Source organism: Helicobacter sp. MIT 05-5294, assembly GCF_000765675.1.
Taxonomy (GTDB): domain Bacteria; phylum Campylobacterota; class Campylobacteria; order Campylobacterales; family Helicobacteraceae; genus Helicobacter_D.
In genome coordinates, this window is record NZ_JRPA02000005.1 from 26,126 (window position 1) to 50,470 (window position 24,345).

Annotated in this window: 24 protein-coding genes; 16 read left to right on the forward strand and 8 right to left on the reverse strand. The window is 38.8% G+C overall.

Going from position 1 to position 24,345, the window contains the following annotated elements; genetic code table 11:
• Window positions 1–3: 3 nt before the first annotated feature.
• Window positions 4–768 (reverse strand): MotA/TolQ/ExbB proton channel family protein, encoded by a 765-nt coding sequence (locus LS69_RS03770; RefSeq protein WP_138122295.1) that lies wholly within the window; start codon window positions 766–768, stop codon window positions 4–6.
• A 128-nt stretch (window positions 769–896) separates the two neighbouring features.
• Between LS69_RS03770 and glmU the strand changes: the two genes are divergently transcribed.
• From glmU to LS69_RS03805, 7 genes are all read left to right on the forward strand, one after another.
• Entirely contained in the window at window positions 897–2,204 is a 1,308-nt protein-coding gene (gene glmU / locus LS69_RS03775) for a bifunctional UDP-N-acetylglucosamine diphosphorylase/glucosamine-1-phosphate N-acetyltransferase GlmU (RefSeq protein WP_138122297.1), read from the forward strand.
• 27 nt (window positions 2,205–2,231) lie between these two features.
• Window positions 2,232–2,429 carry a sulfur carrier protein ThiS gene (gene thiS / locus LS69_RS03780; protein WP_138122299.1) on the forward strand — a complete coding sequence of 66 codons (198 nt, stop codon included), beginning with the start codon at window positions 2,232–2,234 and terminating at the stop codon, window positions 2,427–2,429.
• A 122-nt stretch (window positions 2,430–2,551) separates the two neighbouring features.
• A complete protein-coding gene (argC, locus tag LS69_RS03785; RefSeq protein WP_138122301.1) occupies window positions 2,552–3,562 on the forward strand; it encodes an N-acetyl-gamma-glutamyl-phosphate reductase in 1,011 nt (336 codons plus the stop codon).
• Between the two features lie 28 nt (window positions 3,563–3,590).
• Complete coding sequence (locus LS69_RS03790; protein ID WP_138122303.1) at window positions 3,591–4,352, forward strand: metallophosphoesterase; 762 nt, start codon at window positions 3,591–3,593, stop codon at window positions 4,350–4,352.
• 49 nt (window positions 4,353–4,401) lie between these two features.
• The gene (locus LS69_RS03795) at window positions 4,402–5,307 is read left to right on the forward strand and encodes a chemotaxis protein CheV (protein ID WP_194145401.1); all 906 of its coding nucleotides are present in this window, start codon (window positions 4,402–4,404) and stop codon (window positions 5,305–5,307) included.
• 32 nt (window positions 5,308–5,339) lie between these two features.
• The gene (locus LS69_RS03800) at window positions 5,340–7,784 is read left to right on the forward strand and encodes a chemotaxis protein CheW (RefSeq protein WP_138122307.1); all 2,445 of its coding nucleotides are present in this window, start codon (window positions 5,340–5,342) and stop codon (window positions 7,782–7,784) included.
• Window positions 7,784–8,278 carry a chemotaxis protein CheW gene (locus LS69_RS03805; protein WP_138122309.1) on the forward strand — a complete coding sequence of 165 codons (495 nt, stop codon included), beginning with the start codon at window positions 7,784–7,786 and terminating at the stop codon, window positions 8,276–8,278. The genes LS69_RS03800 and LS69_RS03805 overlap by 1 nt, the downstream gene beginning before the upstream one ends.
• 406 nt (window positions 8,279–8,684) lie before the next feature.
• On the opposite strand, the gene LS69_RS03810 is transcribed toward LS69_RS03805, so the two are convergent.
• Window positions 8,685–9,569: an NAD(P)H-dependent glycerol-3-phosphate dehydrogenase gene (locus LS69_RS03810; RefSeq protein WP_138122311.1), complete on the reverse strand. Its 885-nt coding sequence runs from the start codon at window positions 9,567–9,569 to the stop codon at window positions 8,685–8,687.
• A 122-nt stretch (window positions 9,570–9,691) separates the two neighbouring features.
• Between LS69_RS03810 and fliI the strand changes: the two genes are divergently transcribed.
• From fliI to LS69_RS03845, 7 genes are all read left to right on the forward strand, one after another.
• The gene (gene fliI, locus LS69_RS03815; RefSeq protein WP_138122313.1) at window positions 9,692–10,990 is read left to right on the forward strand and encodes a flagellar protein export ATPase FliI; all 1,299 of its coding nucleotides are present in this window, start codon (window positions 9,692–9,694) and stop codon (window positions 10,988–10,990) included.
• A gap of 147 nt (window positions 10,991–11,137) precedes the next feature.
• Complete coding sequence (gene trxA / locus LS69_RS03820; protein ID WP_138122315.1) at window positions 11,138–11,455, forward strand: thioredoxin; 318 nt, start codon at window positions 11,138–11,140, stop codon at window positions 11,453–11,455.
• Window positions 11,456–11,493: 38 nt separating this feature from the next.
• Window positions 11,494–11,982: a hypothetical protein gene (locus LS69_RS03825; RefSeq protein ID WP_138122317.1), complete on the forward strand. Its 489-nt coding sequence runs from the start codon at window positions 11,494–11,496 to the stop codon at window positions 11,980–11,982.
• Between the two features lie 3 nt (window positions 11,983–11,985).
• Window positions 11,986–12,924, forward strand: a complete 939-nt coding sequence (gene trxB / locus LS69_RS03830; RefSeq protein WP_138122319.1) for a thioredoxin-disulfide reductase — start codon at window positions 11,986–11,988, stop codon at window positions 12,922–12,924.
• A 13-nt stretch (window positions 12,925–12,937) separates the two neighbouring features.
• Window positions 12,938–13,705, forward strand: coding sequence for a 4-hydroxy-tetrahydrodipicolinate reductase (dapB, locus tag LS69_RS03835; protein WP_138122321.1), 768 nt, complete (start codon window positions 12,938–12,940; stop codon window positions 13,703–13,705).
• A gap of 77 nt (window positions 13,706–13,782) precedes the next feature.
• Complete coding sequence (gene purF / locus LS69_RS03840) at window positions 13,783–15,147, forward strand: amidophosphoribosyltransferase (protein ID WP_138122436.1); 1,365 nt, start codon at window positions 13,783–13,785, stop codon at window positions 15,145–15,147.
• Window positions 15,148–15,160: 13 nt separating this feature from the next.
• Window positions 15,161–16,114: a TIGR01212 family radical SAM protein gene (locus LS69_RS03845; RefSeq protein ID WP_194145402.1), complete on the forward strand. Its 954-nt coding sequence runs from the start codon at window positions 15,161–15,163 to the stop codon at window positions 16,112–16,114.
• Between the two features lie 337 nt (window positions 16,115–16,451).
• Here the strand turns inward: LS69_RS03845 and uvrC are convergent, their stop codons facing one another.
• Both uvrC and LS69_RS03855 read right to left on the reverse strand, forming a co-directional pair.
• On the reverse strand, window positions 16,452–18,326 hold the full coding sequence (gene uvrC / locus LS69_RS03850) for an excinuclease ABC subunit UvrC (RefSeq protein WP_138122323.1): 1,875 nt from the start codon (window positions 18,324–18,326) through the stop codon (window positions 16,452–16,454).
• A gap of 18 nt (window positions 18,327–18,344) precedes the next feature.
• A complete protein-coding gene (locus tag LS69_RS03855) occupies window positions 18,345–18,776 on the reverse strand; it encodes a hypothetical protein (protein WP_138122325.1) in 432 nt (143 codons plus the stop codon).
• On the opposite strand from LS69_RS03855, the gene LS69_RS03860 reads away from it, so the two are divergent.
• Together LS69_RS03860 and LS69_RS03865 are read left to right on the forward strand one after the other, a co-directional pair.
• Window positions 18,768–18,968, forward strand: a complete 201-nt coding sequence (locus tag LS69_RS03860) for a hypothetical protein (RefSeq protein ID WP_138122327.1) — start codon at window positions 18,768–18,770, stop codon at window positions 18,966–18,968. The genes LS69_RS03855 and LS69_RS03860 overlap by 9 nt on opposite strands.
• Complete coding sequence (locus LS69_RS03865; RefSeq protein WP_138122329.1) at window positions 18,955–20,445, forward strand: FAD-binding protein; 1,491 nt, start codon at window positions 18,955–18,957, stop codon at window positions 20,443–20,445. Before LS69_RS03860 ends, LS69_RS03865 begins: the two co-directional genes overlap by 14 nt.
• An 81-nt stretch (window positions 20,446–20,526) precedes the next feature.
• Here the strand turns inward: LS69_RS03865 and LS69_RS03870 are convergent, their stop codons facing one another.
• The 4 genes from LS69_RS03870 to moaC all read right to left on the reverse strand — a co-directional run bounded on the left by LS69_RS03870 (window position 20,527) and on the right by moaC (window position 24,345).
• Window positions 20,527–21,369: a ferritin-like domain-containing protein gene (locus LS69_RS03870; RefSeq protein WP_138122331.1), complete on the reverse strand. Its 843-nt coding sequence runs from the start codon at window positions 21,367–21,369 to the stop codon at window positions 20,527–20,529.
• Window positions 21,370–21,377: 8 nt separating this feature from the next.
• Window positions 21,378–22,004, reverse strand: a complete 627-nt coding sequence (locus tag LS69_RS03875; RefSeq protein WP_138122333.1) for a MarC family protein — start codon at window positions 22,002–22,004, stop codon at window positions 21,378–21,380.
• A gap of 155 nt (window positions 22,005–22,159) precedes the next feature.
• Window positions 22,160–23,230, reverse strand: a complete 1,071-nt coding sequence (locus LS69_RS03880) for a Cj0069 family protein (protein WP_138122335.1) — start codon at window positions 23,228–23,230, stop codon at window positions 22,160–22,162.
• A 644-nt stretch (window positions 23,231–23,874) separates the two neighbouring features.
• Window positions 23,875–24,345: a cyclic pyranopterin monophosphate synthase MoaC gene (gene moaC, locus LS69_RS03885; protein WP_138122337.1), complete on the reverse strand. Its 471-nt coding sequence runs from the start codon at window positions 24,343–24,345 to the stop codon at window positions 23,875–23,877.

Genomic DNA, 24,345 nt, shown 5'->3' on the forward strand with positions numbered 1-24,345 from the left:
ACTTTATTCAAATTGGCTAACGCGTTGATTTGGAGGTAAGAATGTTAGTAATTTCGCTTCAAGTGCGCGTGGGTTATCCCCTGCTTGAATAGACATAATCCCTTCAATGATTAGCAATTTTACCAACGCCTCATCAGCGGCGCGAACTTTTAGAATGTTGGCAATTGGTGAACCCACAACATTCCCTACAAAAGAACCATAAAATGTAGTCAGCAAAGCAACCGCCATCGCAGGTCCAATAGAGGCTGGGTCGGACATATTTAAAAGCATCGCAACTAATCCAATCAAAGTTCCTAGCATTCCATAAGAACCCGCAAAAGCAGCCCAAGTATCAAAAATACCTGCATTATCTTTGTGTCGCTCTAGCGTTCTATCCATATCGGTTTCTAGCAAATCACGAATGCTATCAGGCTCTGCGCCGTCAATCGCCATATTTAAACCGCGTTTTAAAAATTCGTTTTCTTCTTGGTTGGATTGTTGCTCCAAAGAAAGAATCCCATCGCGTCTTGCTTGTGTGGAATAATCCACGAGCTTTTTAATGAGTCCCGGAACATCAAAAGTTTGAGGTTTGAAAGCAATCATAAAGAAAGTGAAGCATTTTTTCATACTTTCCATTTTATAAGCAATCAACAAACTTGTAATAGAACCACCAACGGTAATAAGAATCGAAGGAACATCAAGGTAAGGTCCGATTCCTACACCAAGCATCATCGCAGTGCCTAGAAGCAATAGCGATAACGAAATACCCGCAACTGAACCCAAATCCATGGCTTACTTCCTTAAAAAGTAGAAAATTTCAACCCGAAATAAAAATTTTGATTTTAAAACAAAAATTTTAAACTTTATTGTGTTAAAATTTGTTTAAATTATCTTTAAAAGGCGTGGAATCTTTAATGATGAATAATAGTTCCTTATCAATCGTGATTTTAGCAGCAGGAAAAGGCACGCGTATGAAATCTAGCATTCCTAAAGTGTTGCATAGAATCTGTGGGCGCGAAATGCTTTATTATAGCATTAAAGAATCTCTAAAATTAAGCGATGATGTTTGTGTGATTTTGGGATTTGAGCAAGAACGAATTGCTGTGAAAATGCGAGAATATTTTGGGGATAAGATTCGGTTTTTGAGCCAAGATTTAGCGAATTTTCCCGGAACAGGCGGTGCGCTTAGGAGTTATACACCTAAATACGAAAAAATCTTGGTTTTAAATGGCGATATGCCCTTAGTGCAAGCAGAAGAGTTGGAGAAATTTATCACGCATTCATCGGAAATTATCGTCAGTGTGCTTGATGTGCCAAATACCAATGGCTATGGGCGCGTTGTGATTCAAGAAGGCGCAGTGCAGGGAATCGTAGAAGAAAAAGACGCGAATCCCGAGATTCTAGCTCTTAGCACACTTAATGCCGGAGTGTATTGCTTCGATAGAAAGATTTTAGAATCTTATGTGTCTGTTTTGAATAATCATAACGCGCAAAAGGAATATTATTTGACAGATATTATTGCATTGGCTCGTAAGGATTCTGTGCATATTGCACCATTATTTGTAGAAATGACAAACTTTAAGGGTGTCAATGATAAGCTAGATCTTGCGAGGGCGGAGGAGATTCTAGGAGATAGAATCAAAGAATCTTGGCTAAAAAAAGGTGTGTTAATGCGCCTTCCAAATACTATCTATATAGAAGAGGGTGTGGAGTTTGTGGGAGAATGTATCATAGAAAATGGCGTGAGTATTTGCGGGGATTCTAAGATTATAGAATCGCACATTAAGGCGCAAAGCGTGATAGAATCTAGTATTGTGGAAAAAAGTGATGTGGGACCTTTGGCGCATTTGCGTCCGCAAAGTATCATTAAAAACACACATATTGGAAATTTCGTAGAAGTGAAAAAATCCCAACTTGATGGCGTGAAAGTGGGGCATTTGAGTTATCTTGGAGATAGCGAAGTGGGAAGCGGAACAAACATTGGAGCGGGTTTTATCACTTGTAATTATGATGGCAAAGGCAAACATCAAACTATTATTGGGAAGAATGTTTTTATCGGCAGCGATTCTCAAGCGGTAGCTCCTGTGGTGATTGAAGATAATTGTTTGATTGGTGCGGGAAGCACGATTCGGCAAAATATTAAAAAAGGCGAGTTGTTTGCTACAATCGGAAAAGAAATTATAAAAGAGGGATTCTTTTATAAATTTTTTGATAAAAAACCATAAATTTATTTCAAGATTAAAGGAAAATAAGTGCAAATCAAACTAAATGGAAAGTTGATTGATACGGAATCTAAAAATGTTTTGGAGTTGTTGCAAGAATATAAGATTGAGACAAAGAGCGTTGCAGTGGCAATTAATCTTGAAGTGATTAAACAAGCGCAATGGGATTCTTGTTTGCTAAAAGAAAATGATGTAGTAGAATGCCTTACCTTTATGGGCGGGGGATAAAGATTGGAGAGTTTTGGGGCTTATAAAGAATCCACAACGCAAAGCAGATGAAAAATTTTGTTAAAGATTCTACAAAAAGCAAAATTTAGAATCTAAAATAAAATGTGTTAAAAAGGAAAAAAATGAAAATTAAGACTTCTATTGTCGGAGTGAGTGGTTATACGGGATTGGAACTTGTCAAGTTACTGATAAATCACCCCGTTTTTGAGCTTAGCGCAGTTTATGCGAGTGAAAATCATCAAGAATTATCCGCGTTGCATTCTTGCCTAAAAGATGTTATTAATCTCCCTGTATCTGAAGCGAATCTCACGCAGATTGCGCAAGAAAGTGAGTTGGTATTCCTTGCTTTGCCACACCAAAAAGCAATGGAATATGTCAAAGGTCTTTATGGAAAAGGAATTAAAATCGTGGATTTGTCCGCAGACTATCGTTTGAGTTTAGAAAAATACGAGGAATCTTATTGCACACATTTAGACAAAGAGAATCTTAAAAATGCGATTTATGGGTTGCCTGAATTTAATCGCGCACAAATTGCTAAAACAGATTTGGTTGCAAATCCGGGTTGTTATCCCACTGCGTCTTTATTGGCGATTTTGCCTTTTGTTTCTTATTTGGATTCCAACCATACGCTATTTATTGATGCTAAAAGCGGAGTGAGTGGAGCGGGTAAAAAGCTCGTGCAAACTTCACATTTTGTAACAATTAATGAAAATCTTTTTGCTTATTCTCCTATTAATCACAGACATTCGCCCGAAATTAACGAGCAGCTTAAAAAAATAGGTAAAGAGGATTTAAAAGCATTGTTTGTCCCACATTTGATTCCGCTTACACGCGGTATGCTTGTTTCTGTGTATGCGCGATTGAGAGAGCCCATTGACGCGTTGGAGGTTTTGGAAGAAAAGTATAGCAATGAGCCATTTGTCCGCATTCGGAAAACTTGCTCACAAATCAAAAATGTCGCAGGGACACATTTTTGCGATATTTTTGCCAAAACAGATGGTTTGGATTTGTTTATTACTTCAAGCATTGACAACTTATTGCGCGGTGCGAGTTCCCAAGCACTTGCAAATGCAAATCTGATGTTTGGGCTAGAGGAATCTTTAGGATTGCCACGCATTGCATACGCTCCATAGATATGGTTTGAATTAAAGATAGCTTTCTATGGCACAAGAGGAATTAAGGATTCAACAAGGGGCGATTTTTATCGCGGATTCCCATCATCATAGCCTTTACCAAAACACATTGGATTCTGTATTTCAGAATCTCTTACAATCTCCTAGACGGCAAATTTTCCTTATGGGAGATATTTTTGATTTTTTGGTAGGAGGCGTTCAAAAGGCATTAGAAGACAACCAAACAACGCTGCAATTATTGGAGCAATTGTCCAAGATTCACGAAATTTATTATTTTGAAGGGAATCACGATTTTTTACTATCAAAGATTCCATATTTTAAAAATATTCGTTGCTTTCCTTTGGAGGTTCAGCCAATTTGTTTTAAGTTCAGCGAAAAACAGGCTTATTTGGCGCATGGGGATATATTTTTAAATTGGCATTATGCGTTGTATGTAAAAATTATGCGTCAGCCATTTCTCATTAAATTCTTAAATTTTCTTTCCTTTTTTTTGTATCAGAAAATCTTATCTTACTCACAGAAAAAAATAAGATTCAAAAAACAAAATCAAGATTCTAATCAATTACCTCTAAATAGCGAAGAATTAGTGATTTCACGCATTAATAAATATCAAAAAAACTTAAATATTCCAGCAGAATCTTATATCATAGAAGGGCATTTCCATTGGGGAAAAAGTGTGAAATTTAATCAAATGAATTATATCGGGTTGCCATTTTTTGCTTGTAAAAAAAAGTATTTTGTTGTAGAATATGCAAATTATTGTTTATCCTTAATTGAAAAGGAGTTTTGAGGTGTCAAACTTTGAACGAGATGATACTCTAAAGGTCGGAACCAACGAAATGGAGTTGGTAGATTTTAGAATTCACAAGCTTGAAAAAGGTAAGTTATATGAGGGGATTTATGGCATTAATGTTGCAAAAGTAAATGAGATTATTCGTTTGCCGGAGCTGACAGAATTGCCCGGTGTGCCTGATTATATAGAGGGGATTTTTGATTTGAGGGGAGTGGTAATTCCCGTCATTAATCTTGCAAAATGGATGAATGTTGAAGTTCCTAAAAACAAGAAGATTAAGCCACGCGTGATTATTGCAGAGTTTAATAACATTATGATAGGCTTTATTGTGCATGAAGCCAAGCGGATTCGTCGCATTAATTGGAAAGATATTGAACCTGCGCATTTTAGCTCTTCTATTGAAGCCAATATGGATAAGAGTAAGATTACGGGTGTTACAAGAATTGAGGGCGACCAAGTATTGTTAGTTTTGGATTTAGAAAGCATCGTGCAAGATTTGGGATTCTATCACCCAGAAATGAGTGCAGAACGCTCTTATAATAAGTTTAATGGATTAGCACTTGTGCTTGATGATAGCTCTATTGCAAGAAAAATCCTTAAAGAGTTTTTAGAAAAAATGGGATTTGATGTCGCAGAAGCCAATAATGGAGAGGCAGGACTTCAAAAGCTTGACAAGCTTTATGAAAACTATGGCGATAATCTAATTCATCAGCTCAAAATTATCATTTCAGATATTGAAATGCCACAAATGGACGGGTTCCACTTTGCCGCTAAAGTCAAAGAAGATCCAAGATTTGCTAAGATTCCAATCGTCTTTAGCTCCTCTATTAGCGATAAATTCAGCGAAAGTCGTGGTAAAGAAGCGGGTGCAGAATCTTATCTTGTGAAGTTTGATGGAAATAAATTCCATGATGAAATTTCAAGAATTGTCAATAAATACAGCAATAATTAGCGTAAATTTTATTTTGTAAGGAAGGTATAATTATGGACGAAATGCAAGAAATACTAGAGGATTTTCTTATTGAAGCTTTTGAAATGGTTGAACAGCTTGACCAAGATTTGGTGGAATTAGAAAATAATCCCGACGATTTGGATTTATTAAATAGAATCTTTAGGGTAGCTCATACCGTTAAGGGTTCGGGTTCGTTTTTGAATTTTTCAGTGCTAACACATCTAACACACCATATGGAAGATGTTTTGAATAAAGCAAGACATGGTGAATTGGCGATTACTCCGGATATTATGGATGTTGTTTTGGAATCTATTGACTTTATGAAAAAATTGTTAAATGCGATTCGTGATAGTGGCACAGATGCAAATACAGGACTTGATGGTGATATTGCAAATGTCGTAGAGAGATTGGACGCAATTTCAAAAGGTGAAACACCACAAGCAAAAGCACCAAGTGAAGCTCCAGTAGCTGATTCAGCACCAGAATCTGCAGCCGCTCCAGCACCTGCTGCGGCTGATCCTGTGGCAGATGAGCCAGAACCTGATTATGCAAATATGTCTCCTGAAGAAGTGGAAAAAGAAATTGAAAGATTACTTAATAAGAGACAAGAGGAAGATAAGAAAAAACGAGAAGAAAAACGAGCAAAAGGTGAGCTAGATGATGTGCAAGCACCCGGAGAAGTTGGAGAAACTCCTGCTCCTGCTGCACCCGCACAAAAACCTGCACCAGCGGCAGCACCTAAACCCGCTGCTCCTGCTGCACCCAAACCAGCAGCAGCGGAAGCGAAACCTGCTCCAAAACCACGCGGAGGCGAGGAAAGCAAAGCACCAGCAACTGCAATGGAGCAAACTATTCGCGTAGATGTCAAACGCCTTGACAGCTTGATGAACTTGATTGGTGAGCTTGTTCTTGGTAAAAACCGCTTGATTAAAATCTACAACGATGTAGAGGAAAGATATGAGGGTGAGAAATTCTTAGAGGAATTAAATCAAGTCGTTGCTAGTGTTTCTATGGTTACCACAGATATTCAGTTGGCGGTTATGAAAACAAGAATGTTGCCTATTGGTAGGGTATTTAATAAATTCCCGCGTATGGTGCGCGACCTTTCAAGAGATCTTGGTAAGGAAATTGATTTGGTTATCAGCGGTGAAGAAACCGAGCTTGATAAGTCTATTGTAGAAGAGATTGGCGATCCATTGGTGCATTTGATTAGAAACGCTTGCGACCATGGTGTGGAATCCAAAGAAGATAGAGTTGCCGCAGGTAAGCCAGAAAAAGGAACGGTTGAACTCAAAGCTTACAACGAAGGAAATCATATCGTTGTAGAAATCAAAGACGATGGTAAAGGAATGGATCCTGATGTGTTGCGTTCTAAAGCAGTTGAAAAAGGTATCATTAGCGAACGCGAAGCGGATTCTATGACAGATAAAGAAGCGTATGGGTTGATTTTCAAGGCGGGATTCTCTACTGCAAAAGTCGTTACTAATGTTAGCGGACGCGGGGTAGGAATGGATGTTGTGAAAACAAACATTGAAAAGCTTAATGGTATCATTGATGTGGAAAGCACACATGGTGAAGGAACGACTTTAAAGCTTAAGATTCCATTGACTTTGGCTATTATTCAATCCTTGCTTGTTGGTGTGCAAGAAGAATTTTATGCGATTCCGCTTGCCTCCGTTATTGAAACCGTTAGAATCTCGCAAGATGAGATTTATACAGTGGAAAACAAAAGCGTATTACGCTTAAGAAATGAAGTGTTGCCACTTGTTCGATTGGCAGATATTTTTGGCGTAGATTCTGTTTTTGACGATTCTGAACAATCTTATGTAGTCGTTATTGGTTTGGCTGAAAACAAAATCGGCATCATTGTGGATTTCCTGATTGGACAAGAAGAAGTCGTTATTAAATCACTTGGTTCTTACCTCAAAGGCACAGATGGAATTGCGGGTGCGACCATTCGTGGAGATGGTAGAGTAACTTTGATTGTGGATATTGCTGCGATGATGCAAATGGCTAAAAATGTCAAGGTGAGCATTAATAAATTGATTCAAGAAAACGAAACTAAAAAAGAAAAGAGTTCGCCAAGTGATTATCAAGTCTTGATTGTTGATGATTCTATGACAGATAGGGCAATTATGAAAAAATCCCTCAAACCGCTTGGCATTACCCTAACAGAAGCAACTAATGGTGTAGAAGCATTAGATATTATTAAAAATGGCGATAAACACTTTGACGCTGTCCTAATTGATATTGAAATGCCAAAAATGGACGGCTATACTTTGGCAGCAGAGATTCGTAAATATGCGAAATTCAAAAACCTACCTCTTATGGCGGTTACAAGTAGAACTAGCAAAACTGACAGAATGCGTGGCGTAGAATCAGGTATGACAGAGTATATTACAAAGCCTTATTCACCTGAATACTTAATGAATGTTGTAAAACGAAATATTAATTTAAATGTGGAGGTAACTGAATAATGAGTAATCAATTGCAAGATGTTTTACAAAAACAACAAGAACAAAAAAAACCAGCGGTTGAAACAGAAAATATTATTCAACTTGTTGCTTTCGTGGTAGGGTCAGAGGAATTTGCAGTGCCAATTTTGAGCATTCAAGAAATCATTAAACCACTAGAATACACGAGAGTTCCGGGAGTTCCAAACTATGTTTTAGGAGTCTTCAATATGCGTGGTTGGGTTGTGCCATTGATTAATTTGCGTTTAAAATTTGGTTTGCCTTATGAAAAACCAACAGAAGATACGCGCTATATCGTGATTCGCAACCAAGAAGAAAGGGCAGGGTTTATTATAGATAGATTAACAGAAGCTGTGAGAATCAAAGAATCCAATATTGATCCAACTCCAGAAACCTTTACGACGCAAGATGAGAACCTCATCTATGGTGTGGGCAAAAGAGATGATAGATTGATTACTATTTTGCGCCCTGAAGAACTTTTGAAACGCACTTTCTAAGTAGCTCTCCTTTATGATTGTAAGATTCTACAAAGCTGGATCTTACAATCTTATTAAACCGAAATCTTCGTTTTTTGTTTAAGCTCCTGCTTGGCATTGGCGCATTGAAATTTTACAATGGAATCCCATTAAGTTTATTATTGTAGATTGCCACGACTTCTACGAAGTTTCGTAATGATGAGGGAATAAAGTCGCAGATTGTTCTAAGATTATGGATTGCTTCACCTCGCAATGACCTGGGTCATCTACAATTCCACTACTTTGTTATTGTGAGGATTGCAAGGACGAAGCAATCTATAATCTAAAATCTCGCCAAAAAAGATTCCATAGTAACATCTTTGGCAACCAAAGTTATAGATTGCCACGATTTTAGTAAGATAGAATCATTGGTAAGAACAGATTGATTTTAGCTTGTCATTAAATCATTTAAACTTTCTTTGGGATTCTTGCCCTCCATAATTAGCGCAACTTCTTTTGCAATGGGAGTGTAGATTCCATACTTTTGGCTGATAGCATAAATTTCTTGCGAAGTTTTTACACCCTCGGCAATTTCTCCAATTTCTTCTAAAATCTTAGGCAAGGTTTTCCCAAATGCTAATCCTATGCCTACGCGAAAATTGCGCGAAAGAATGGAGTTTGCCGTGAGAAACAAATCTCCCGCACCCGATAATCCCAAAAATGTAGAATCCTGTGCGCCAAAATATTTTCCAAAACGCGTCATTTCTACCAAACCGCGAGCTACAAGCGAAGCGCGTGCGTTGTTGCCGAGATTCATTCCCTCGCAGATTCCACTTGCAATTGCGATGACATTCTTGTATGCTCCTCCGATTTCTCCGCCTATCACATCGCTACAAGCATAAGGTTTAATGAAATTTGGAAACAAGCTCAACCATTCTTTGGCATTACTAATCTCTGAAGTATGGACATTTAACGCGCAAGGAAAGGAGTTTTGCACTTCTTTGGCGAAACTCGGTCCAGCAAGAAAACAAAGCTTACTATGGGGATAAAATTTTTCAAAGATTTCGCTGACAAATTGCCCTTGTGCGATTCCTTTGGAAGCTACTAGAATCTTAGCTTGTTTGGGTAATGGGGAAGTTTCTAGCCAAGAATGTAGAGCAGAACTCGCAATTGCAACGATAAAAAAATCACTATCTTGTGCTTCTTGGGGAGTGATTTGGGATTGCATTGCTAAATCTTTGCGTGAGACGATATAGCAAGGATTGGTTTGACTAAAAGCAAAATGCAAGGCTTTCCCCCAAGCTCCACCACCAAAAACGCTTATTTTAGGCATTTCTATCCTTTTGGAAAATAAAATTTAAAACAAAACAAATGAATTAAAATTTTTGAAGCCATAATTTTAGTGAAAATATATTAAAATTTTACTTCGTTAAAATTACAATAAAAGAGATTTGAATGTCCTTGCAAGGTTTAAAAGAGCGTCTTAATGGTTTGAATCTATCTCCTGCATTTGGTTTGATTATTAAAGTAGAGCAAGGATTCCTCTCTGCTGATGGATTAGTTCCGCGCATTGGCGATATTGTTAGAATCGTTGGTGAAAATAATAGTGCGATGGGTATGGTAACAGCATTGGAGAAAGATAATTTCAAAATCACGCCCTTTTCGTTTATTGAAGGAATGAAAGTAGGGGACAAAGTTTATTTGAATACGCGGGGTTTGCAGATTCCTATTGGTCCTGAATTACTCGGAAGAGTGATTAATCCTTTGGGAGAACCCATAGACAATAAAGGTATCTTAAAAGCCGAAGGTTCAATGCCTATCATTCGTCCTCCTATTGCAGCAATGAAGCGGGGTATGATTGATGAAGTCTTTAGCGTAGGCGTGAAAAGTATTGATGGGTTACTTACTTGTGGCAAGGGTCAAAAATTAGGAATCTTTGCGGGAAGTGGGGTAGGGAAATCTACTCTAATGGGAATGATTGTGCGGGGTGCAAGTGCGAAGATTAAAGTGATTGCATTAATCGGGGAAAGAGGCAGAGAAGTGCCGGAATTTGTGGAGAAAAATCTAGGAGGGGATTTAACGAATACGGTGCTGATTGTTGCTACAAGTGATGATTCCCCCTTAATGAGAAAATACGGAGCGTTTGCTGCTATGAGTGTCGCGGAATATTTTAAGGCAAAAGGCGAAGATGTTTTGTTTATGATGGATTCTGTAACGCGTTTTGCAATGGCGCAAAGAGAAATCGGACTAGCACTCGGTGAACCACCTACAAGCAAGGGTTATCCGCCCTCTGTTTTAACGCTTTTGCCACAACTAATGGAAAGAGCGGGTAAGGAAGAGGGGCATGGTTCTATTACTGCGTATTTCACGGTATTGGTTGAAGGCGATGATATGAGTGATCCCATTGCGGATCAGAGTAGAAGTATTTTAGATGGGCATATTGTGCTAGATCGTTCTTTGACGGATTTTGGAATCTATCCTCCTATTAATGTGCTAAATTCCGCTTCAAGACTTATGGGAGATGTGGCAAATAAGGAACATATAGAAGCGGCAAGAAAATTCCGTCGTCTTTATTCTTTATTAAAAGAAAACGAAGTGTTAATCAGAATCGGAGCTTATCAAGCCGGTAGTGATAAGGACTTAGATGAAGCGATTTCCAAAAAAGAAGGAATGGAAAATTATCTCAAACAAAGTTATAATGAGGCAATCAGCTATGAAGAAAGTGTGAATCTTTTGGTGGAGCTTATGCAATAGGCGCAGAAACGCAATCAAGAAGTAGCAAAAAGATTCAAAATAGAAGTAAAAAAATATTTAACTAAAAAGAATTGTAAAAGTTTTTGATTTTTTAAGTTAGTCGTTGTATAATGCGCCGATAAAATTTAGAATTTTAAGGAGAAAGCTATGGCTAATTATATTGAAATGACAGAAGAAAACTTTGATGAAATCATCAAAGAAGGTGTTGTAATGGTAGATTTTTGGGCTCCATGGTGTGGTCCTTGTAGAATGATTGCTCCTGTGATTGATAGTCTTGCAACACAATATGCTGGGAAAGCAAAAATTTGCAAAGTCAATACAGATGAGCAACAAGAACTCGCAACAAAGTTTGGAATCCGCTCTATTCCTACGATTTTCTTTTACAAAAATGGTGAAAAAGTAGATGAGATGATTGGAGCCGCTACTGAACAAGATTTCAAAGCCAAACTTGACGGTTTGCTATAAGTGTTTTTTAGTCTTCTGATGCAGTGGGGAGTGTTTGTATGAAAAAATGCTGTCCGGGACTCCCTATTGCATTCGTTGTTATTTTTGTGATTGGTGCATTTTTGTATTATCAATATTCTTTCACATCTGTTTCAAAAATCAACTTCAATGAAGATTCTTTCTATCAACAAGAAAGTGGCGCGATGAATCTTTTTGTGCCACAAACTTCACAATACAAATTATGCTTTTATAGCTCATTTGCGACAAAATCCGAAGAATTTTTATTCCAAAATATGCAACAAAATCTAACTCTTTTGGCGATTGATTTGTATCAACAAGGACAAAATTCCAAAAATGGTGAAAATCTCGTAGAGTTAAAGATTTCAAGTGCTTTAATGTTGAAATTGATTCATGAATTTGATGTGAGGGCATTACCGCAATGTTTTGTGTTAAAACAAGACAGCAAAGATTCCAAAATATACAAGCATTTAAAAGAAAATGGAATCTATAAATTACTCAATTTTAAAGAAAAAAATCATAAGGAGTGAGAAATGTTAGAATTAGCAATTATTGGTGGCGGACCTGCTGGGCTTAGCGCAGGATTGTATGCGACAAGAGGTGGTTTGAAAGAAGTGGTGATGTTTGAAAAGGGAATGCCCGGCGGACAAATCACTTCTAGTAGCGAAATGGAAAATTATCCCGGCGTTGCAGAGGTTAAGAGTGGATTTGACTTTATGATGCCATGGCAGGAGCAGTGCTTTAGGTTTGGTTTAAAACACGAAATGGCAGAAGTAGTGCGTGTCAAAAGAAAAGACAATCACTTTGTAATTGTATTAAGCAACCAACAAGAAGTGGAATCTAAAGCGGTGATTATCGCGACAGGTGGAAGCCCTAAACGCTCTAATGTCAAAGGCGAAGATGTTTATTGGGGCAAAGGCGTGAGTTCGTGTGCAACTTGCGATGGATTTTTTTATAAAAACAAAGAAGTTGCAGTGCTTGGGGGTGGCGATACCGCAGTAGAAGAATCCATTTATCTTGCCAAAATTTGTTCTAAAGTTACGCTAATTCACCGCAGAAATGCGTTTCGTGCTTCACCTGTTACGCTTGAACGCGCCAAAAAAGAAGAAAAAATTGAGTTTTTAACTCCTTATGGGATTGAAGAGATTTGCGGAGATGCTTCGGGTGTAACGGGATTGAAATTAAAAAATTTAGAGAACGAATCCTTAAAAGAAATCAAAGTAGATGGAATCTTCGTGTTGATTGGTTTTAATGTAAATAATTCAGTTCTCATACAAGAAGATGGTAGCACTCTTTGTGCGATGAATGAATATGGACAAGCAATCGTGAATCTTAAAATGGAAACTAATATTCCGGGATTATTCGTCGCAGGTGATTTGAGAATGGACGCACCAAAACAAGTTGTGTGTGCAGCAGCAGATGGCGCAACAGCGGCACTTAGCGCGATTGATTTTATTGAACATCATAAATAATAAGGAGTAGGCTATGTTGGGTATTGGAGTTTTTGGCGCGGGTGGGCGCGTAGGAAAATTAGTTGTAGATTTGGCCAAGAAAAATCATCAAGTCAAATTAGAATGTGTTTATGTGCGCAAAGATTTGGATTTTTCTATTGACCCCGGCGTGATGATTACAAGCGATTTGAAGGTTTTGCTAGAAAGCTCTGATGTAGTGGTTGATTTTACAACCGCAGAGGGAACGCGTGCATTGCTAGAAGTTGCCCTACAAGATCCCACACCTATCGTGATTGGCACAACTGGGCTAGAATCTCATCACGAAAATCTCATCAAAGAAGCGTCCAAAAAAATGCCTATTTTGTATGCTAGTAATATGTCCTTAGGGGTTGCGGTATTGAATAAAGCGGTGAAGCTTGTAGCAAAGGCTTTGCCTGATTTTGATATTGAAATCGTAGAAACTCACCACCGCCACAAAAAAGATTCCCCTAGTGGCACAGCTTTGCGTTTGGCACAAACTTGCGCAGAATCTAGGGGATTGGAGTTAGATGAAGTGCGCACGAGTGGGAGAAATGGAAATATCGGGGAACGCACTCAAGAAGAAATTGCGGTTATGGCATTGCGCGGTGGAGATGTAGCGGGAATCCATAATGTTGGATTCTATGGAGAGGGTGAATATTTAGAGCTAGTCCATACCGCAACTTCTCGCGCTACTTTCGCACAAGGTGCAATCAAAGCTGCACTTTGGCTACATAAACAACCTAATGGATTGTATAGCATTGAAGATTCTTTAGGATTATAAAAGTGAAAAAGCCTATTATTGACCAAAAGCAGTTGAATCAACTCTCCGAAACTTGTAACTTAGAGTGTAGCAATGGAATAAATCGGGATTGGAATGAGGAATGTGCTGTTGTGGGTGTCTATAATACCCAAAATGCCGCGAGTATCGCGTATTATTCGCTTTTTGCAATGCAGCATCGCGGACAAGAAGCTACCGGAATCGCGACAAGTAATGGAGAAAAAATCACTACGATTAAGAATAATGGGCTAGTAACAGAAGTTTTTTGCGATGAAACTTTGAATAAATTAAAAGGCTTTAGTGCAGTGGGGCATAATCGTTACTCTACTGCAGGGAACGATTCTATCGCAGATGCGCAACCTTTGTTTGCGCGTTATGGACTGGGGGAGATTGCGATTGTTCATAACGGGAATCTTACCAATGCCAATCAGATTCGTAAGGAGTTAATTAAAGAGGGAGCAATTTTCCAAAGCTATATGGACACAGAGAATCTTATTCATCTAATTGCAAGGGCAAAGCAAGAAAATCTGATTGATAGGATTAAAGAAGCGGTTTTACAGCTTGAGGGTGCATTTTGTTTTGTGATTTTAAGTCGCAAAAAAATGTTTGTGATTCGTGATAGATATGGATTCCGTCCTTTGAGTTTGGGAGAGATTCACAATCCTGATGGAAGCAAAGGCTATATTGTCGCAAGTGAAACCTGTGCTTTTGATTTAGTGGGGGCAAAAATTTTGCGTGATGTAGAACCCGGAGAAATGTTGGTATTTTCAAAAAAAGGTGTAGAATCGCACCAAATTATGCAGTCCAACCCGCACCCTTGCGTCTTTGAATATGTGTATTTTGCGCGTCCTGATAGTCGTGTGTTTGGACGCCTTGTTTATAATATTCGCAAAAATATGGGGCAAGAATTAGCAAAAGAGAATCCCATAGAGGCAGACCTTGTGATTCCTGTGCCTGATAGTGGTGTCGCTGCCGCGCTTGGATATTCGCAAGAAAGCAAGATTCCTTTTGAACTCGGGATTATTCGGAATCATTATGTTGGGAGAACTTTTATTGAGCCAACGCAACAGATTCGTGAATTAAAAGTCAAGTTAAAGCTAAATCCAATTTCAGAATTAATTGAAAACAAAAGAATTATCGTGATTGACGATTCGGTGGTGCGTGGCACGACAAGTCGTCAGATTGTTAAGATTCTGCGAGATTGTGGCGCAAAAGAAATCCATATGAAAATCTCTTCCCCACCGACAATTTCTCCTTGTTATTATGGTGTGGATACGCCAAGTAGAGAGGATTTGATTAGCGCAAAAATGAGCAATGAAGAGGTGAGGAAGTTTATCGGTGCGGATTCCTTGTCCTTTTTGTCTCTTGAGGGCTTGAAGCGAAGTATTGGTGCGGAAAAATATCAGTATTGCCAAGCCTGTTTTGATGGTCAATATATCGGATAATCCTGTGAAGCAAATGCTAACTTTTGGACGCTATTGTAAGCGTAGATTTGGGAAAAGAGTGCGCAAAATCCCGATTGCTCTTGCGGGTTTTACTTGTCCAAATATTGATGGAAGCGTGGCACGTGGTGGTTGTATTTTTTGCAAAAACGAAAGTTTTTCTCCGACTTTGGATAAAGAACCGAAATTCGCATTGAAGTTGAATCCTAAAATGACAGAAAATCCTCTGTTAGAGACACAATTACAGCAATTACAAAATCAATACCATTGGCAGAGTGATTTTCATTACAATAAATTTGGTGTAGAAAAATATATGATATATTTCCAATCTTTTACCAATACTTATGCACCTTTTGAGACGCTTAAAAAACTCTATACGAGGGCATTAGAATTGCCCAATGTCGTGGGATTATCTATCGGCACACGCACGGATAGTGTGGAGTTAGAGTTGTTGGATTTTTTGGGGGATTTAGCGCAAAAGAGCGGACAAGAAATTTGGATAGAATACGGAATCCAATCAGTTTATGATGAAACGCTGAAATTTATCAATCGTGGGCATGGAACAGAAAATATGGAATCCCTAATACAAGAAAGTAAAAAAAGAGGATTAAAAGTCTGTTCTCATATTATCTACGGGTTACCAAAAGAAACGAAAGCAATGATGTTGCACACGCTAGATTCTGTTTTAAAATGGGAGAGTGATGGGATTAAGATTCACCCACTTTATATTATTGAAAAAACAATGTTAGCAAATCTATATCATCAAGGCGAGTATCAGCCGATTTCTTTGGGCGATTATATAGAATTGATTGTGGAATCTCTAAAGATAATCCCGCAAAGTGTTGTGATTCATCGCGTGAGTGCGGGTGTGCGTAATGATACTTTACTTGCGCCTAAATGGTGTTTTGATAAGAATATTCAAATGCGTTCCATTCGTGATGCGCTACGAGATGCGGGGATTGAATATTAAGGATTGCGCGAAAGAGGTATGGGAATTCCGTGATTCTATTCCCTTTGTTATTGCGAGGAGCGGAGCGACAGAGCAATCCATAATCTAAACAGCCTACGATTCTGCTATTTCCGTCATTGCAAACGCAGTGAAGCTGACACGGTGTGTTGCGTTAGCAACTCACCCACACTTATAAATCCATAATATAGAATCTCGCCAAAAAAGATTCCATTGTAAATTTTATTTAATCTCAAAGTTACAGATTGCCACGACTTTTACAAAGTCTTGTAATGACGCAGAAGCGGAATGCAAAATCTCTTAAAATTAGCGGTTGCTTTTGTAGAATCACCAAACTGCGCTAGTCGTCAGAATGCAGAATCTCAAAAGCATTTTTAGCAAGTGTTGGGGATAGCACTTTGGCAAGTTCTTTTAAGTTTGCGCTATGGATTGCTTCAAAGCTTCCAAAATAAGATAAAAGCCTATTTTGCGTGGCTTTTCCGATTCCTTTGATTTCTAGAATCTTGGATTTTTGCATAGTTTTTTGCTTTTGCTTTTGGTGGAAAGTAATCGCAAAACGATGCGCCTCATCACGCAATTTTTGGATAAACTGCAATCTTTTATCGCTTGTTGGGAGGCGAAATTCTTGCAAGGATTCATCGCGCAAAATATCCTTTGCTTCTCCTTTGGCGCGGTGTGCTTTGTGGTCTATTTTTTCCTTAGAGATTCCAATCACTTCCAAATTCACTCCCGCGCTACTTAGCAAATTGTGTGCGAGATTGATTTGTCCCGCTCCGCCATCTAAAACCCACAAATCCGGCGGGGATTCCTTTTCAAAATCCGCGATTCTGCGCTCTAACATCTCACGCATTTGCGAATATTCATCACTTCCTTGCAACAAATAATGCCGATAGGATTCTTTTAAAAACCCATTAACGCCACTTTCATAAACAATCATTGCGCCGACATTCTGCGCTCCTTTATGATGCGAAGTATCAAAAACTTCAAAACGCGAAGGAATATTTTGTAGGTTAAAAAGCGACTTTAGGGATTCTAGCACTTCTTCTTCATCGTTTTTTTGCAAACGCAAAACTTCCTTGCCATTTTGTATTGCAAGTTCGCACAAACGCTTCTTTTCTCCGCTTTTGGGATTATGTATCGGAATCTTTTTGTGGAATCTTTGTTGCAAGAAATTTTCCAATTCTTCTGCCACTTCGCCCAAATCTAACGGAATCAGGATTTGTTTGGGCTTTAGTGGCAAATCGTTGTTGTAATAATTTAACACGGCTTGTTTGTAGATTTCACACGCATCAAAGCCGATTCCGCTTTTGATGATTTGCGTAGCACTTGAAGCAATTTTGCCATTGCGCATAAAAAACTTCACCAACGCAGCGGAGCTCCCCTCGCAAACTAACGCAAAAACATCTAAATCTTCCAAACGCGCAAAATCCACAGAAGACATTGTGCTAAGCTGCTTAATCTTTGAGATTCTATCGCGCATAATCCCCGCTTCTTCAAAACGCAAATTCTCCGCTAAAAACGACATTTTTTGTTCTAGCTTTGTCAGAATCTTTTTGGGATTTTCAATGCAATCTAGGGCATTTTGCAAGATTTCCCGATAAGATTCCACACTTACGCGTCCTTCACAAGGGGCAAGACAGCGTTGAATTTGGAAAAACAAACAAGCTTTTTTGCCTTGTTTGCAGGATTCTTTTTGCACAAGAGGAAACACCTCATAAAGACTATCTAGCAACTCACGCGCACCACTAGAGAAAGGACCAAAATAGCGCAGACCTTGCGTTTTTTTAAAAACTTTTCTTGTCAAGACAATGCGCGGAAAGTCCTCTTGCGTATCTACGCACAAATAAGGATAAGTCTTGTCATCACGCAAAAGAATGTTGTATTTTGGTTTGAGTTGCTTAATGAGGGAATTTTCTAAAATTAACGCGTCATTTTCGTTTTCTACGATGATATAGCGCATCATTGCAATTTGTCGCACCATTTGAGCGATTCTTAGGCTTAAATTAGGAGCGGGAGCAAGTGTGGAAGTGAAGCGAAAATAGCTCCTCACGCGGTTTTTGAGATTCTTTGCTTTGCCGACATAGAGCAATCTCCCCTCACTATCAAAATAATGATAAACACCGCTTTTAGGCGGAATCTTTTTTAACACTTCTAGGAGTGCGTCAGAAAGTGGCTTTAGCTTTTGGGATTGGGTATTTTTAGAATGAGATTCCATAGGATTCCTAATATTCTTCTAATTTTCTTGGTTTTTTAAAATAATCTCGCGGATATTTTCAAAAATCTGATGAATTTTCTCATCTTTTGTTTCATTGATGAAATCCCCACGAGCAAGCTCACCATAGGATTGTAAGGATTCTCTCTCTTGCAGGGATTCCCTTTCTTTTTGGTAGGCATTGTAGGTTACAAAATACTTAATATCTTTTAAGTTTTGGAGGCTTGAAGTTTCTTTTTGGTAAGTTTTTAAGAGTTGTTTTACTAGAGCGATTTTATGATAAAATTCAAGTTTAAAAGCAGGGTGCTTTAAGGCAAAAAACAAAATATCATTTTGGATATAACCAAAGGCGATTCCGTTTTTAATACTTAGTGGAAGCAGACGAATGAAGTGGCGCACTTGGTTGATTTCATCGTATTTTTGATAACAAGGAGCATTAAAAATATGCGACAAGATTTCCGAACTCTTTTTCATTTTTTAATTATAGCACAGATTTTTTGTTTGGGGTTTTTGAGTGTGGGTTGTGGATTCAAAGACGATCCTTTTAATCCCAAAAGTGCAGAGAAAAATCTGCAAGAGGATTCTACGCAAAAACTAGCGTTTAAGGAGAAAACTTCCAAAGGATTTGAAAATGTTTCATTTTGATGTGATTATTGTAGGGGCTGGAGTTGCGGGATTATATGCTTCTTTGAATCTGCCCAAAAACTTAAAAGTTTTGATTCTTTGCAAAGACCAACCATGGGAATGCAATACTTTCTACGCGCAAGGTGGAATCGCAGTCGCAAAAGATGTGAATGATATTCCTCTGCATGTTCAAGATACTCTTGAAGCTGGGGCGGGAATGTGCGATGAAAATGCGGTAAAAACTTTAAGCAAAGAGAGTTTAGAAGTCTTGGAAGATTTGATTTGTCGCCAAACTCCTTTTGATAGAGACGAGCAAGGGAATTTGTTATTTACCAAAGAAGCCGCACACAGCACTTCGCGCATTATTCACGCAGGAGGAGATTGCACAGGGAGAGCATTGCATTCGCATTTGATTGCGCAAGTTTCGCATACTCTGTGGAAAAACGCCACGGTTACAGAGTTGCTCATTGAGGGCAATCATTGCTATGGCGTGAGCGTTTTAACCAAAAGAGGAAACTACAACCTCTATGCGAAGCATATTATTCTTGCAAGTGGCGGGGTGGGTGCGCTTTTTGAATACCATACGAATGCCTATACGATTTCTAGTGAATTGCACGGAATGATTTTGGAAAACGGCTTGAAGCTAAAAGATATGGAAATGTTGCAATTCCACCCCACGGTGTTTGTCAAGAATCCACACGCGCGTAAAATGCTTTTAAGTGAGGCTTTAAGAGGCGAGGGGGCTAAGGTGGTGGATTTTTGGGGGAATCGCTTTTTGTTTGATTACGATTCTGCAGGTGAGTTAGCTGCGCGTGATAAGGTTGCGCGAAGCATTTTTGATTATAAACTCAAACTAGAAGAAAGGAATCCCAATGCGCCACAGGAGCAAAAAGAAGTTTATTTGGATTTAAATTCTTTTTCTAAAGAGTTTTTTTATGAGAGATTCCCTAATATCGCGAGAAATTTAAGTATGCTTGGATATGAATTGCCAAAAGATAGAATCCCAATTTCTCCCGCATTTCATTATTGTATGGGCGGAATCGAAACAGATGGCGTGGGCAGGGTTGTCGGTATGCAGAATCTCTATGCGATGGGAGAATGCGCTTGCACGGGTGTGCATGGGGCAAACCGCTTGGCTTCTAATTCTTTACTTGAAGGCTTGGTATTTTCAAGGCGTAGCGCGAAAGAGATTTTAGGAAGCTATGGGATAGGGCAGGGAGAAGTTTTGGATTCCAAACTGCGCGAATTTCCATTACATTCGCAAGTTCTACAAAAAGAACAAGATGAGAATCTTAAGGCGATTTTGCGTCATCTAATGTGGCATAAGGTAGGGATTATCCGCAAAAAATCAGGATTAAATGAGGCTTTAGGTGGAGTGGAAGTAATGCTTCAAAGTGGAGTGGGTAGGCTTTTGCGTTTGCGACTTTTAACCGCCAAAAACATCATAGAATCCGCGTTAAATCGGGATTTTTCAATCGGCGCACATTATATTGAATAGCCTTTAAATAGCAATCTAAAAGTAGGATTCTGTATTTTTGCTTCATCAAAATAGATTTGCATTTGAATATTTAAAATGCCATTATTTCGGATTCTGTGAGGCGAAAATTTCATCTTCTAGCATTTTAATTTCTTCTTGACTAAATCCAGCTTGAAGTCTTGCTTTTGCGTTAAATTGCGCGTTGGCTTTGGGGAAAGAAAAGTGATGTTTTTTAAGGATTTTAAAGTATTCTAAAGCACGATTTTGCGGTGCTATTTGGTTTTGCTCACAAATAAAATGAAACCATACATTGCCCTTAGAAACATGGGAAATTTCTTCTTGTAAAATCATCTCTAAAACACCCAAAAGCTCCTGCTTGATAGAATGATTGCTTTTTTGCACTTTAGCACACAAAAACGGATTGACATCTAGCCCGACAGCCTCCATTCCTCGCGGGATTAAAGCGATTCTATCTAGCAAAATATCGCAGTTTTTCATTGTATCAAAAAGCAAAGTATGCACCCCAAAATCCCCATAACAAAATCCCAAAGATTCCAAAAGTTTAATCAAAGCCAAAAAGTGCTTAACTTCTTCGTTTGCGACTTCCACCCAATCGCGATAATAGCGCAAAGGCAATCCTCTAAAACGATAGGCGCAATCTAAAGCCAAATCAATCGCAGAAAATTCAATATGCGCGATAGAATGCAATAAATGTGCGACATTTAAATCGCTTTTGAGGTATTTGCCTTGCGGGACTTTATGCTTTGGGACGATAGGGCAAAAATGCGCAAATGTAGGCATTCCTAAAGGTAGAATCTCACTTGTGTGTTCTAATTTTAGATTGGGAAAGTTGTTCCAAATTGCTTGAGTTTTGACGCATTTTTCTTGCGCATTTTGGGCATTGAGTGCGTCAAAAAGCGCGGAGAATAATTCATAAGATTCCATAATGTGCCTTAGAATATAGCTTTTAAGCCGATGATAATCATCTTCACGCCCACAGCCATAATAAATACCACCGCAATGCGCGAAAACACATGCAATGCGAGTTTTCCTAATACGCGTTCAATACTTGCGGCAAAGTGAAAAATGACAAGCATTGTGATAAAGGCAAGAATCACGGCGAGAATCGTTAGGATATTGCCATGTTCTTCGGAGAGGATAATCACCGTGGAGAGAGTTCCGGGACCTACAAGCATAGGGAAAGCCATAGGGATTACGCTTTGGTTTAGCAATTCGCTTTTGCTTAGGTTGTTTTCTTTATGTGTTTGGTGTCTATGTGTGGTAAATAACAAGCCTTTAACGCTTACAAGTGCGAGAATTAATCCACCCGCGATTCTTAAATGGTTTAAGTCTATTTTGAATAAATATTTCATAATAAAAGGACCTGTGAGCAAAAACAAAATCACAATTACAAAAGCAACATAGAGAATATTGCGAAAGAGGCTTTGGCGTAGTGGAGTATCTAAACCATCAGTCATAGAAATAAATTGTGGAAGATTGCCAAAAGGATTTAACAATGCCAAAATCGTAACGCTAATTAACACGAGGCTATAAAGTTGGGATTCTATTCCTGCAAACATCGGAATCCTTACGCGATTTTTGGAAGCATTGTAATAAAATTAAATAAAATTAAGCTTATGGAATGAGAGAGTGGGGAAATAAAAGTAGCCAAAACGCTTTATTTGAAGCTTTGCAAGGCATTAGGGAGAATCCAAGTCTCCCTAATTTAAGGCGATTAAGCTTTTTTCTCGCTTACAATATCTACGATATTATCGCCCACCATTACAGCGATTTTTGCCATAAATTCTTCTGGGCTTGTGAATCCAACGCATGAGCAGTTGATTTCACCTAAAATATAGCGGTCAGTACCTTTCTCATCAGTATCTAAGATGAAGTCCGCAGTCCAAATAAGCGGCAAGTCGTAGTTGCCCAATTTGCTTTTGATTTGTGGAAGTTGCGCTAAGAACCAATCCACCAAAGTTTGCCAATCTTTTGGCTCATCGTAGCGATATTTCGCGCCGCTAAAGAGAGTCGCACTAAACGCATCGCCACCTTCTGCAGGTTTTTTATGCACCACATAAACAGGAGTTTTGTAAAGCATTAGGATTCTAATCTCTCCTTCTTTAATGCGAGGCAAGAAAGTCATATCTACGAGCATTCCATTATCTCCGATAATGTATTGTTCGCAGAAATCCATAAACTCGCCTAATTTTCTTTCTTCGCTGTGATTGTCTTTTGCTTCAGTGCAGATGATTTTAGTATCTAATGGCAAGGAATCGCATGAATTGTATTGATTTGCATCTGCCAATCTCACGCGCCAAATCCCTTCACCTGTTGAGCCGCGATTTTGTTTTAATACACGCTCACCTTTTGCAAGGGATTTTGGGAAAGTGCTTTTAAAAGTTGCAATATCATAATACGCATAAGTATCATCAGGCACAAGGTCTGTGTCTGCGAGTTTAGTCAATGCGTCTTTTGCGCCATAACCTACCATTGCATCAGGGTGAGGCATACCTACAAGCCCATCTTCGCAAAGTCTGCGCAAAACATCAAAATAGAGTTTTTCTTCTTTCAAATTTCCGGGATTTACGCGTGAAACATAGCCATCGGCAGTGTCGCGCACTTTTTTATAGACTTCTTCGCGCTTGGCGGAATCACGCAATACTTCATCAGTGAGTTGCACAACTTCCGCATTCCAACCCTTTGCCTTAAGCGCATTTACCATTGGCATAGTGTCTTTTCTATGTCCATCTGCACCCTTATCACTACCGCCAACTGCTTCAAAAAACACAATGTTCTTTTTCATATCTGCCTCCAAAATAAATTATGATTTAGAATCATAGTTTAATAAGGCTTAAAGTTCTTATGATTTCAAACTTTCTGTAAGATTTCATTGTTTAAATGTTACAAAACTGCGCAAATTTATTCTTGCAAGGACGAATGAGTTGCTCCTAATCTCATTGCGAGGAATGAGCGAAATGAATGATGTGGCACACATTGTGTTAGTAATTTACCTACGCTTGTAAATCCACTCCCAAACAACCATTCGTTATTGCGAGACGCACGAAGTGCAATGAAGCAATCTACTGCCTAGAATCTCGCTTTAGGGATTCCATTGTATTCTCTTAAGTTCGGTATTATGGATTGCCACAAAAACCTGCGGTTTTCTCGCAATGGCGACTGGTGAGGCAAAGCCAAAGGCTAATACAAAACTCACATACAAGAAAAGGAAACCTTCCTTATTGCCTGTTTGTTTGCATTAGCCTTTGACTAGGATTATTTGCGTGATTGAACATAGCTTTAAGGATTCTATTGTTTTGCTTTTAGGCTATTGCCACAAAGTTGCATTTAGCAACTTCTCGCAAGGACGACTAGATAGCTCGTAATTTCACAAGTGAAACTTCTCACAATGACGCAATAACCAAATTCTATAATCACTAAGCGTGATTTTTAGCGCACGAAATGTCCGCTTTTCCCTCCGCTTTTTTCTATCAAATAAATTTCGCCCAAAACCATTGTCTTATCAATTGCTTTGACCATATCATAAATCGTTAGAAGCCCGATATTTACGCCCATTAAGGCTTCCATTTCTACACCTGTTTGTCCGCAAACTTTCGCACACACTTCTAGCACGAATGCGTTTTCGTCCTCTATCTCGTGAATCTCGCATTGGACATTGGTTAAAAAAAGTGGGTGGCACATAGGAATCAGCTCGGAAGTGCGTTTTGCTCCCATAATTGCAGCGATAATCGCAGTTTGTAACACCGCGCCTTTTTTAACCCTTTGTTCTTTGATTGCACAAAAAGCCTCCGCACTCATTGAGATTTTACCTCTAGCTCTAGCAACTCTTTGGGTGGAATCTTTTTGTGAAACATCTACCATTTTGGGATTCTGTCGTTCGTCTAAATGCGTAAGCTCCAT